Annotated in this window: 9 protein-coding genes; 3 read left to right on the top strand and 6 right to left on the bottom strand. The window is 71.7% G+C overall.

What is annotated here, in order from left to right:
• Together iolD and ASF38_RS10665 are read left to right on the top strand one after the other, a co-directional pair.
• The gene (gene iolD, locus ASF38_RS10670; protein WP_056575802.1) at positions 1–1,923 is read left to right on the top strand and encodes a 3D-(3,5/4)-trihydroxycyclohexane-1,2-dione acylhydrolase (decyclizing); all 1,923 of its coding nucleotides are present in this window, start codon (positions 1–3) and stop codon (positions 1,921–1,923) included.
• 87 nt (positions 1,924–2,010) lie between these two features.
• A complete protein-coding gene (locus tag ASF38_RS10665) occupies positions 2,011–3,504 on the top strand; it encodes a CoA-acylating methylmalonate-semialdehyde dehydrogenase (RefSeq protein WP_056575799.1) in 1,494 nt (497 codons plus the stop codon).
• Between the two features lie 738 nt (positions 3,505–4,242).
• On the opposite strand, the gene ASF38_RS10660 is transcribed toward ASF38_RS10665, so the two are convergent.
• The 5 genes from ASF38_RS10660 to tig form a co-directional block, all read right to left on the bottom strand.
• Positions 4,243–5,130, bottom strand: coding sequence for a TIM barrel protein (locus tag ASF38_RS10660; RefSeq protein WP_055965020.1), 888 nt, complete (start codon positions 5,128–5,130; stop codon positions 4,243–4,245).
• Positions 5,131–5,304: 174 nt separating this feature from the next.
• Positions 5,305–5,799, bottom strand: a complete 495-nt coding sequence (locus tag ASF38_RS10655) for an SRPBCC family protein (protein ID WP_082480686.1) — start codon at positions 5,797–5,799, stop codon at positions 5,305–5,307.
• Positions 5,789–6,265: an SRPBCC family protein gene (locus ASF38_RS10650; RefSeq protein ID WP_056575795.1), complete on the bottom strand. Its 477-nt coding sequence runs from the start codon at positions 6,263–6,265 to the stop codon at positions 5,789–5,791. The genes ASF38_RS10655 and ASF38_RS10650 overlap by 11 nt, the downstream gene beginning before the upstream one ends.
• 66 nt (positions 6,266–6,331) lie before the next feature.
• A complete protein-coding gene (locus ASF38_RS10645; RefSeq protein WP_055965015.1) occupies positions 6,332–7,588 on the bottom strand; it encodes an alpha/beta hydrolase in 1,257 nt (418 codons plus the stop codon).
• Between the two features lie 148 nt (positions 7,589–7,736).
• A complete protein-coding gene (tig, locus tag ASF38_RS10640; RefSeq protein ID WP_056575792.1) occupies positions 7,737–9,143 on the bottom strand; it encodes a trigger factor in 1,407 nt (468 codons plus the stop codon).
• Between the two features lie 282 nt (positions 9,144–9,425).
• Between tig and ASF38_RS10635 the strand changes: the two genes are divergently transcribed.
• On the top strand, positions 9,426–9,932 hold the full coding sequence (locus ASF38_RS10635; RefSeq protein ID WP_055965009.1) for a calcium-binding protein: 507 nt from the start codon (positions 9,426–9,428) through the stop codon (positions 9,930–9,932).
• Positions 9,933–10,007: 75 nt separating this feature from the next.
• On the opposite strand, the gene ASF38_RS10630 is transcribed toward ASF38_RS10635, so the two are convergent.
• Positions 10,008–11,604: alkaline phosphatase (locus ASF38_RS10630; protein ID WP_200914500.1), on the bottom strand; the 1,597-nt coding region annotated here is incomplete at its 5' end.

The raw sequence follows: 11,604 nt of genomic DNA, 5'->3' as shown, positions 1-11,604 counted from the left end.
ATGACGCAGACCCGACGGCTCACCGTCGCGCAGGCCACCATCGCGTTCCTGGGCGCGCAGTACTCCGAGCGCGACGGCGTGGAGCACAAGCTGTTCGCCGGGGCGTTCGGCATCTTCGGCCACGGGAACGTGGCCGGCCTCGGTCAGGCACTGCTCCAGGCCGAGCTCGAGGACCCCGACCTGCTCCCCTACGTGCTCGGCCGCAACGAGCAGGCCATGGTGCACTCGGCCGTGGCGTACGCCCGGCAGAAGGACCGGCTGCAGACCTGGGCCGTGACGACGAGCGTCGGGCCGGGCGCGACGAACATGGTCACCGGCGCCGCGCTGGCGACGATCAACCGGCTCCCCGTGCTGCTGCTCCCCGCCGACACGTTCGCCGACCGCAGCGCCTCGCCCCTGCTGCAGGAGCTCGAGCTCCCCCAGTCCGGCGACGTCACCGTCAACGACACCTTCCGCGCCGTGTCGCGCTACTTCGACCGTGTGTGGCGCCCCGAGCAGCTGCCGTCGGCGCTGCTGGCGGCCATGCGGGTGCTCACCGACCCGGCCGAGACCGGAGCCGTCACGATCTGCTTCCCGCAGGACGTGCAGGCACAGGCCCACGACTGGCCGGTCGAGCTGTTCGAGAAGCGCGTGTGGCACGTGGCTCGCCCGGTGCCCGAGCGCTCGCTGGTCGACGTCGCCGCCGAGACGATCCGCTCGGCACGGCGTCCGGTGCTCGTCGCCGGCGGCGGCGTGCACTACAGCCAGGCCACCGAGGCGCTGGCGGCCTTCAGCGAGGCCACCGGGATCCCCGTCGGCCAGAGCCAGGCCGGCAAGGGCACCCTCGTGTACGACCACCCGCAGTGCCTGGGTGCCATCGGCTCCACCGGCACGACGGCCGCGAACGCGATCGCCCGCGACGCCGACCTGGTCATCGGCGTCGGCACCCGCTACTCCGACTTCACCACCGCCAGCCGCACGGCGTTCCAGGCCGAGGGCGTGCGCTTCGTGAACGTGAACGTCGCGGCGATCGACTCGGTGAAGCAGTCCGGCCTCGCGATCACGGCCGACGCCCGCGAGACGCTCGACGCCCTGCGCGTGGCGCTCGACGGCCACCGCGTCGACGACGCCTACGTCGAGGAGTACCAGCGCCTCGCGGCCGACTGGGACGCCACCGTCGAGGCAACCTACGTGCCCGAGACGCCCGACCGCGGTGCGGGCGGCCTGCCCACGCAGGGCGAGGTGCTCGGCCTGGTGAACGAGCTGTCCGACCCGCGCGACGTGGTGCTCTGCGCCGCCGGCTCGATGCCCGGCGACCTGCACAAGCTGTGGCGCACGCGCGACAGCAAGGGCTACCACGTGGAGTACGGCTACTCCTGCATGGGCTACGAGGTGGCCGGCGGGATCGGTGCCGCGATGGCCGAGCGTGGAGATCGCGACGTCTTCGTCATGGTCGGCGACGGCTCGTACCTGATGATGGCCACCGAGCTCGTGACCGCGGTGCAGGAGGGCGTGAAGATCATCGTCGTGCTCGTGCAGAACCACGGCTACGCCTCGATCGGCTCGCTGTCGGAGAGCCTCGGCTCGCAGCGCTTCGGCACCCGCTACCGCTACCGCGCGGAGGGATCCGGCCGGCTCGACGGGGAGAAGCTCCCCGTCGACCTCGCGGCGAACGCCGAGAGCCTCGGCGTCGAGGTCGTGCGCGTGGACTCGGCCGGGGCGTTCGGCAAGGCCGTCACCGCGGCCAAGGAGTCGCCGACGAGCACCGTCATCCACGTCGAGACCGACCCGCTCGTCCCTGCACCGAGCAGCGAGTCGTGGTGGGACGTCCCGGTCAGCGAGACCTCCACCCTCGAGTCCACCCAGCAGGCCTACGAGACCTACCGGTCCGCCAAGGCCGACCAGCACCTGCACCTCACCCCGCCGCCCACGCCGGGCGCCTAGGCACGACGCCGCCCACATCCCGGCACCCCCGCCGGAGGCGACCGCCCCACCCCACCAGCACCTGCACCACCGAGGAGAAGAGCCACCATGGCCACCACCGTCAACCACTGGATCAACGGCGCGCCCGTCGAGGGCACGAGCGGACGCTTCGGCGACGTCACCAACCCCGCCACGGGCGAGGTCACGTCGAGCGTGTCGTTCGCGTCCGAGGACGACGTCGCCGCAGCCGTCGCCGCAGCGAAGGCCGCGTTCCCGGCCTGGCGCGACACGTCGCTCGCCCGCCGCACCCAGGTCATGTTCGCGTTCCGCGAGCTGCTGAACGCCCGCGCCGACGAGCTGGCCGCGATCATCACCTCCGAGCACGGCAAGGTGCTCTCCGACGCCGCCGGCGAGGTCGCCCGCGGCCAGGAGGTCGTGGAGTTCGCGTGCGGCATGCCGCACCTGCTCAAGGGCGGCTTCACCGAGAACGCGTCGACCAACGTCGACGTGCACTCCGTGCGCCAGCCCCTGGGCCCGGTCGCGATCATCAGCCCGTTCAACTTCCCGGCGATGGTGCCGATGTGGTTCTTCCCCGTCGCGATCGCCGCCGGCAACACCGTCGTGCTGAAGCCGTCGGAGAAGGTCCCGACGGCAGCGGTCTGGATGGCGGAGCTGTGGAAGGAGGCGGGTCTGCCCGACGGCGTGTTCAACGTGCTGCACGGCGACAAGGTCGCCGTCGACGGTCTGCTCACCAGCCCCGACATCAAGAGCGTCTCGTTCGTCGGCTCCACCCCCATCGCGCAGTACGTCTACGAGACCGGCACCGCGCACGGCAAGCGGGTCCAGGCCCTCGGCGGCGCGAAGAACCACATGATCGTGCTGCCCGACGCCGACCTCGACCTCGCCGCCGACCAGGCCATCAACGCCGGCTTCGGCTCCGCGGGCGAGCGCTGCATGGCGATCTCCGCCGCCGTGGTGGTCGGTGACGTCGCCGACACGTTCGTCGCCAAGGTCAAGGAGCGCGCCGAGGCGCTGCGCACCGGTGACGGCACCCGCGGCTGCGACATGGGCCCGCTCGTCACGTCGCAGTCGCGCGACCGCGTGGCCGGCTTCGTCGACGCGGGCGAGGCCGCCGGCGCGACGCTCGTGGTCGACGGCCGCAACCCCGAGGTCGACGCCGCCGGTGAGGGCTTCTTCGTCGGCCCCACCCTGTTCGACCACGTGAGCCGCGACATGAGCATCTACACCGAGGAGATCTTCGGCCCCGTGCTCTCGGTGCTGCGCGTCGACTCCTACGAGGAGGCCCTGGAGCTCATCAACAGCAACCCCTACGGCAACGGGACCGCGATCTTCACCAACGACGGCGGCGCCGCCCGGCGCTTCCAGAACGAGGTCGAGGTCGGCATGATCGGCATCAACGTGCCGGTCCCCGTGCCCATGGCGTACTACTCCTTCGGCGGCTGGAAGAACAGCCTGTTCGGCGACACCCACGCTCATGGCACCGAGGGCGTGCACTTCTTCACCCGCGGCAAGGTCGTCACCTCGCGCTGGCTCGACCCCAGCCACGGCGGCATCAACCTGGGCTTCCCCCAGAACGCGTGACGCTGAACGCGTGACGCTGAACGCGTGACACCGCACGCCTGACGCAGCGCGCGACCCGGCGCGCCTGACGCTCCACCGACCTGCGGCTGCCACCGCACGGCGAAGGGCCCCGACCTCACGGTCGGGGCCCTTCGTCGGTGGTGGGAGCACCTCCCGGGCTCGCGCCGGCTCGACGGAGGATGCGCCGCCGCGGCTCTCGCTCGGGGTCGTGCTGCGCTGCCGCTGCTCCCGCCTGGGGTGGTGCTGCGCCGCCGCGGCTCTCGCTCGGGGTCGTGCTGCGCCGCCGCGGCTCTCGTCGGACCTGGTCTCCGAAAGGGCCTCGACGGAGCGGACGCGCCCGGGCCACCCCGAGATCGCCGAGTGCGGCCGGGCGACGCAAGATTCTGCGTTCGTGCACGGTTGGCTCGAGGATTCTGCGTTCGTGTCCGGATCCAGCCACGAACGCAGAATCGTTCGGGCTCGCGCCCACGAAGGCAGAATCCTGCGTCCCACCGCTCGCGCGCTCGGGGCGCCCGAGGTCGCCGGGTGCGGCCGAGCGACGCAAGGTTCTGCGTTCCTCCAGGGAACGCCCGAGGATGCTGCGTTCGTGTCCGGATCCCGCCTCGAACGCAGCATCGTTCGGGCTCGCACTCACGAAGACAGAATCCTGCGTCTCCCGGCTCCGCCGCGGCGGTCCCACCACGACGGACGGGCCCCGCGCAGCTGCGCGGGGCCCGTCCGTCAGGGGGTCGGGGCGGGTCAGGCCAGCAGGCCCTCCACGTAGGCGAGGCAGCGGCGCACGTCGGCGACCGGACCTTCGCCCTCGGGCTCGCCGTCGGTGAGCATGAGGTCCTGCTCGAGCACGTACCAGCCGGTGTAGCCGTGACCCTCGAGGGCGCTCACCATGGCGGCGACGTCGACCGAGCCGCGGCCCAGGACCTGCCACATGCCGTCGGCGACGGCGTCGGAGAAGGTGACCTCGCCGGCCACGACGCGGGCGGCCTTCTCGGCATCGACGTCCTTGAGGTGGACGTGGCCCACGCGGTCGAGGTTGGCGAGGGTGATGGCGACGGGGTCGGCGCCGGCGGCGGCCAGGTGACCGGTGTCGACGCACAGGCCGATGTGCGAGCCGTCGAGGACCTGCTGCACGTCGGCGGCGTTCTCGACGATGGTGCCCATGTGCGGGTGGATCACGGCCACGACGCCGCGCGAGACGGCGTGGTCGGCGATGCGGTCGAGGTTCGCGTTCAGCGTCTTCCACTGCACGTCGTCGAGCACGGGACGTGCGTCGTAGCCCTCCTGGCCGGTGGCCGCGGCCAGCACCACGACGCCCGCACCGGACGCGAGACAGGCGTCGATGAAGCGGTCGACCTCGGGCAGCGGGTCGTGGTCGGCGTCGAACAGCACGACGGGCAGGAACCCGCCGACGGCGGCGAGGCCGTACTGCTCGAGGAAGGCCGCCTTCTCGACGGGCTCGTCCGGCAGGAAGCCGTCGGGACCGAACTCGGTGGCGGTCAGGCCCAGCTCGCGCATCTCGCCGAGGACTCGGTCGGCGGGCAGCTGCAGGCCCCAACCGGGAACCTCGCAGACGCCCCACGAGATGGGAGCGCCCGCGACACGCGTGCGGACGGAAGCGGTGGTCGACATCGGGCGATGTCCTTTCAACAGGGGCGTCATTTGTCGTGACAAAGAGGGACGTCCCTAGTGTGGGCGCGCTCACAGGCCTACGTCAAGCCCATGTCCTGACATACTGACGTGGATTTCCTCGCACGCCCATGCCACTGACACCGACCCGGGCGGATCGGTGTCAGTGGGCCTCGATCAGCCCAGCGCCTCCGCGTCGCGACGTAGGGCCTCGAGGGTGCGGTGCATGCCGTCGAGCAGGTCGACGTCGTGGTTCTCGGCGCCGCCCATGAACCACTTCCCCGCCAGCCGCACGGTCAGGCCTGCGCGCGGCAGGGCCGTGCGACGCTCGACGACGCGCGTGCCGGAACCCTCGGGCGTCAGCTCGTAGGACCACTCCACGTCGGTCGGGCCCACGTGGAACGCCAGGGCTGCCGAACCGTCGTGGGTCGGCGGCTTCCACCGGGTGATGCGGGTCGTCGTGGGCCAGACGACGGCACCCTTGCGGTTGACGTTCAGGCCGCGCGAGCCGACCTTCGGCGCAGCAGCGATGAACATCCGTACGGTCTCGGGACTGCGCTCGCTCATCGAGCGCAGGTCCGACAGCAGGGTCCACACGGTCTCGACCGGAGCGGCGACGACGACCTCCGCCTCGAGGGGCGGCAGACCCTGGCTCGGGAACTCAGGCGGCACGGGCGGTCCGCTCGACCTCGGACTTGATCCGCCGGAGCGTGTGCGCGATGCCCTGCTCGAGCTCGGTCTCGAACGCGTCGGTGCCGCCGAGGACGTGCTTGGTGAGCAGGTTCGAGAGGTTCGAGACACCGTTCGGGGCGGTGCGCGACTCCGTCAGCCGGGTGCGGCCACCGTCGAGCGCCTCCAGGCGGTACGTCCAGACCGTGCCGTTCTCGGCGACCTTGAGCGCCAGCTCACGCTCGGGCTCGAAGACCTTCACGTACGAGCGCGTGGGCCACACCTTCCAGCCCTGGCGGTTGACGTTGATGGTGCGGGCGCCCTGCTTGACCTCGCCTCCGCGGATGATCATCTTCTTGCACTGCGGGCTCCACTCCCCCATGCGCTTGAGGTCGGACACGACGGCCCAGACGGCGGCGGGTGTCGCGTCGATCTCGACGGAGTCCTCGATCAGGCTGCGGTTCGGCACGGTGGTCCTCCAGAGGGTGGTGCGGGGGCGGGGTGGGTCGTTCGAAGAGGGACGAGGGGCCCGGGCCTAGGCGCGACCGGAGGCGGAGAGGGCACGCACGGGACGGTGACCGGCGCGCACCCACTCGACGATCCAGTCGCCGACCGTCGGGTGGTTCAGCAGGGCGAAGTGGTGGGCGCTCGGGACGTACTCGAAACGGGCGCCTTCGACGACCGGGCCGGTGCGTCCGACACCGGTGGCCGAGGAGAAGTGCACCAGCAGGTCGCCGAGCACCGCGCTCACGGCGTGCCGCTGCGTGGCACCGAGCGTGCCGGCCACGAAGTGGTACTCGGCGTGCGGGAGCGGCGCCGCGGCGATGCGGTCGAGGCCCCAGGCGCGGGTGAGGTCCTGACCCTCCCACTCGTCGGCGGAGATGTAGCCGTGGCGCAGGTCGACGATGCCCGCGGACCGGGTGTCGAGGATGGTGCTGAACGGACGCGACTCCGGCAGGAACCGGAGCACGGACGACCCGAGGTGGGCGACCTTCTCGAGGTTGGCGCCGGCATGCGGCGTGCCCAGGCAGACGACGTCTCGCACGAGGTGCTGCCACGTCTTGCCGCCCGCGGTGGCGTGGTTGGTCGCGGCCCGCACGACCAGGCCACCCATGGAGTGGCCGACCAGGGTGATGCGCGAGACGGCGGTGGGCCAGACGTCGACGAGCTGGGTGAGCAGTGCGTCGAGGTGCTTGCCGTTCTCGGAGATGTGCAGGCCGGTGTTGTACCGGACCATGACCGGCGTCGCGTCGGTCTCGGTGGTGAGCCGCGACGCGTAGGTGGAGCCGCTGACCTTCGAGCCCAGGTCCCACGACTCGTCGTCCTCGCACAGACCGTGCAGGAACACCACGAGGTGGCTGGAGGCACCCCGGAAGGCCTCGGCGACCTGCCACTCGGTGACCGGGAGGTCCTCCCCGTCGACGCGCACCGACATGACGATCGCCTGGGGGTCGTCGAGCATGCGCAGCTCGTCGCCGATGAGCCCGTTGACGGCGGCGACGACGCTGCGGCCGAACCGGCTGGACTCGACCGGCGACCCCACGCCCCGCGCGGAGAGGGCGCGCACCGTGCCGCTGCCGACCCTCAGCACCCCCGACACCGCGCCGTAGACCGAGGTCACGACCGCGTCGTGCAACGACTCCGGGACCCGTCCGCCCACGACCCGCGTGGCGCGGAACGCCCGCGCCGCAGCCGCCTGGTGCACCTCGCGGACCGTGCCCACGACCAACCGGTCGAGGTGGTCGAGCGCGAGCGCTGCCACGTCGGTGGTGCGTGCAGGTGTGCCGGACATGTCTACATACTGCCGGTATCCGGACGCGATGGGAACCGGGAGTGGTGAGGTTCTCAGCGATTTCCCGGCCGACCCACCGGACCGGACCCGGACGCACGACGGCCCGGCACCCCCAGGGGGCGCCGGGCCGGCGTCGGACGACGTCGCGTCAGGCCTTGTCGGACTCCTCGGAGGCCTCGGACTCGGCGTCGGCGGACTCGTCGTTCGTCTCGACCTCGTCGTCGGCGATCGAGCCGTCGGCGCGCAGCTTGCCGAGCTCGAGCACGGTGCCGGAAGCGTCCTTGACCGTGGCCTGCTGCATGAGGGTGGCGAGCGCCTTGCCGCGCAGCACCTCGCTCACCATCTCGGGCACGTGGTTGTGCTCCATGATGTGCTGGATGTAGGAGTTCGGGTCCTCGCCCGACTCCTGGGCGCGACGCATGATGTGCTGCGTCAGCTCGTCGTTCTCGATGCCGATCTCGGAGTCGGCGACGACCTGGTCGAGCACGAACTGGGCGACGATCGAGTCGCGGACCCGACGCTCCAGCTCGGCCTCGAACTCCTCGGCCGTCTGGCCCTCGTCCTCGAGGTAGGTGTCGAAGGAGATGCCGGCGTACGAGAGCTGCTGCATGATCTGCTCGCGGCGGCCCTGGAGCTCCTCGGCGACGACGGTCTCGGGCAGCGGCGCCTCGACCGTGCCGACGACCTCCTCGAGCACGAGGTCGCGGGCCTCCGCGGCCTGCTCCATGCGCTTGCCGCGCACGAGACGCTCGCGGACGTCGGCCTTGAGCTCATCGACGGTGTCGAACTCCGACGCCGTCTGGACGAACTCCTCGTCCAGGTCGGCGACCTGGCGCTCCTTGACGTCGTTGAGGGTGACGGTGACGTCGACCGGCGTGCCCTTCAGCTCACCGCCCACCAGCTCGGTGGAGAACGTCGTCGTCGCGCCCTTCTCGAGGCCGATGAGCGCCTCGTCGAGGCCGTCGAGCAGCGTGCCCGAGCCGATCGTGTAGGGCAGGCCCTTGGCGTCGGCGCCCTCGATGTCGGCACCGTCCTTGTCGCGCGCGACGAGGTCGATGGTCACGGCGTCGCCGTCGGCGGCCGCACGGTCGACGTCCAGCGTGACGGCGAAGCGGTCGCGCAGGGCGTCGATCTGCTCGTCGACGTCGGCGTCGGTGACCTCGGCGTCGGCGACCTGGACCTCGATGGCGGCGAGGTCGGGCAGCTCGATCGTCGGGCGCACGTCGAGCTCGGCGGTGATCTCGATGTCCTCACCGTCGGAGAACTTGGTGAGGTCGATCTCGGGCTGGCTCAGCGGCTGGATCTCGGCCTGCTGCAGCGCCTCGCTGTACCAGCCGGGCAGTGCGCCGTTGATGGCCTCGTCGAGGACGGCGCTGCGGCCGATCCGCTGGTCGACGATGGCCGCCGGCACCTTGCCCTTGCGGAAGCCGGGGATGGTGATCTGCGCGCCGATCGTCTTGTAGGCCTTGTCGAGGCTGGGCTGGAACTCCTCGAACGGCACCTCGATCGTGAGCTTGACGCGGGTGGGGCTCAGGGACTCGGTGGTGCTCTTCACGTCGTGCTGCTCCTGCGGTGATGGGGGTCGGGGTGCGTGCCGCATCCGCACGTGACGTGCTGCGGGCACGGGAGGTCGCGCTGGCTCTCCGAGCCTGCGGCAGGACCTCCGGCCAGTCTCTCACGGCCCACCAGTCCAGGGCGAACCCGCACTGCCCCCGACCGCAGGGGCTTCATGAGAGAGCCCTCATGACCGGCTCATCACCGCCTCATGGTGCGTCGCTGTGATGAGGGCAGTCGAGCGGCGACGCTCCCCACCCCATCCCACTCCTGGAGGACCACCATGAAGCGCACCACCTTCGCAGCAGCAGCGGCCGCCGTCATCGGCGTCGTCCCGCTCGCCCTCGTCGTCACCTCCCCCGCCCAGGCCGCGTCCTCGTACTCCTGCGGCGGCTACAAGGCCACCATCGTCGGCACGAACGGGGCCGACGAGATCGAGGGGACTCGCGGACGTGACGTGATCGTGTCCCTCGGTGGCAGCGACGAGATCGACGGCAACGGCGGCAACGACGTCATCTGCTCCGGCTACGGCAACGACGAGGTCGAGGGCGGCACGGGCGCCGACCTGGTCTACGCCGGGTACGGCAACGACGACGTGGACGGCGACTCCGGCAACGACCGTCTGCACGGTGGTCCCGGGCGCGACGAGCTCGACGGTGGCGCGAGCCGCGACAAGGTCTACGGCCAGGACGGCAACGACCTCGTCGAGGGCGGAGCTGCGAAGGACGTCGTGAGCGGCGGCAAGGGCGACGACCGCGTCTACCAGGGCAGCGAGCCCGACGACGACTGACCGCCAGGCGGTGCGGAGGGGTCGGGCTCCCGAGGCCCGGCCCCTTCACGCGTGGTCCTCGCCGTGGGGTCGCCGTCAGACGGGGAGCACGCGCGCGGAGCCCGACCGGACGCGACGCGCGGCGAGCAACCGCGACGACGCGTCGGGATCGCGACGGTCGCTGATGGCGTGCCACTCCCACCTCGCCTCCGAGGGCGTCAGCTCCACCACGCTGTAGCCGTGGTCGTCGAGGTTGACGAACCGCACGTGCGGGTTGAGCGCACCGATCGCCTCCTCCATCGCTAGAGAGACGGTGCGTGGCGCCGTGCCCATGAAGTCGTCGACGTTGTTGCTGGTGATCGAGCTGCACACGAGCTCCGTGGCCACCGGCCGGCCGTCGAGCTCCACCTCGTTGGCCCACGCCGTGTGGACGTCGCCGCTGAGGAACACCACGTCGCCGACGCCGGCGTCGGCCAGACCCTGCAGCAGCCGCCGACGCTCGGCGGGATAGCCGTCCCACGTGTCGGTGTTCGGCTCCGGGGAGCCCCAGGTCATGGGGTCGGTCGTGTCGCGCAGCGCCAGCTCCTCCCCGCGCGGCCGCGGCGGCATGAGCATCGGCGCCACCATCACCGGGTTCCCGACGAGCTTCCACCGGGCGGTCGAGGCCGCGAGCCCCTGCGCCAGCCAGGACTCCTGGTCCGTGCCGGTGAGCGTGCGCCGCTCGTCGGCGAGGGCGACGTCGCGCGGCTCGACCCGCTCGTCTCGGCGGCTGCGCAGGTCGAGCATCGTCAGCTCGACGAGGCTGCCGAAGCGGAAGCGGCGCTGGATCGTCGTGCCGTCGCCGACCGTCGCCGTGCCCGACAGTCGCACCGGCATCCACTCGTCGTAGGCCCTCAGCGCGGCGTCGCGTCGGCGGGTCCAGGGGCCCTCGGTCGCGGGGTCGTGCTCGTACGCACCCTCGGGGAACCAGCCGTCCGCGACCTCGTGGTCGTCCCACGTGGCGATCATCGGCAGGGCGGCGTGCAGGCGGCTCAGGTCGGGGTCGGTCTTGTACTGCGCGTGCCGGCGCCGGTAGTCCTCGAGCGTGACGGTCTCGTGCGGAGGGTCGTGGCGTCTCACGTCGGTCCAGTCCGCTCCGTGGGAGTAGCGACCGGGCTCGTACTCGTAGAGGTAGTCGCCGAGGTGCACGACGGCGTCGAGGTCGTGGTCGAGCAGGTGGCGGTAGGCGCCGAAGTGGCCGGCCTGCCAGTTGGCGCAGCACACCACGCCGAGCCGGAGCCGGTCCACGGCCGCGTCGACGGCCGGGGCGGTCCGGGTGCGACCGGTGACCGTGTCCGGTCCGTGGGTGAACCGGTACCAGTAGGTCGTGGCGGGTCGGAGCGCGCGGACGTCGAGCTTCACGGTGTGATCTCGTCCGGCGTCGGTGCTCGCCGTGCCCTCCGCCACCACGTCGGCGAAGCCGTCGTCGAGCGCCACCTGCCAGGCCACGTCGGCCGGGCCCCCGCGTCCCGAGCCGGGCGTGGCGTCGGGCGCGGGCGAGACGCGGGTCCACAGCACGAAGCCGTCGGGCAGCGGGTCCCCGGACGCCAGTCCGTGCTGGAAGTGCTGGTGCCGACTGGCCGGCGCGGCCGACGGCCGCAGGGTGGAGGCGACGACCCCGGCGCCGACGGTGAGTCCGAGACCGCTGACCACG

Origin of the sequence: Aeromicrobium sp. Leaf272, from assembly GCF_001422865.1 — a bacterium.
Taxonomy (GTDB): domain Bacteria; phylum Actinomycetota; class Actinomycetes; order Propionibacteriales; family Nocardioidaceae; genus Aeromicrobium.
This window is presented reverse-complemented; position numbering and strand designations above follow the sequence as displayed.

What these genes read in the sequence shown, in the direction of transcription:
- ASF38_RS10645 (WP_055965015.1), bottom strand. Translation starts at nt 7,588, where the DNA reads ATGTCCGGCACACCTGCACGCACCACCGACGTGGCAGCGCTCGCGCTC.
- ASF38_RS10635 (WP_055965009.1), top strand. Translation starts at nt 9,426, where the DNA reads ATGAAGCGCACCACCTTCGCAGCAGCAGCGGCCGCCGTCATCGGCGTC.
- ASF38_RS10665 (WP_056575799.1), top strand. Translation starts at nt 2,011, where the DNA reads ATGGCCACCACCGTCAACCACTGGATCAACGGCGCGCCCGTCGAGGGC.
- ASF38_RS10660 (WP_055965020.1), bottom strand. Translation starts at nt 5,130, where the DNA reads ATGTCGACCACCGCTTCCGTCCGCACGCGTGTCGCGGGCGCTCCCATC.
- iolD (WP_056575802.1), top strand. Translation starts at nt 1, where the DNA reads ATGACGCAGACCCGACGGCTCACCGTCGCGCAGGCCACCATCGCGTTC.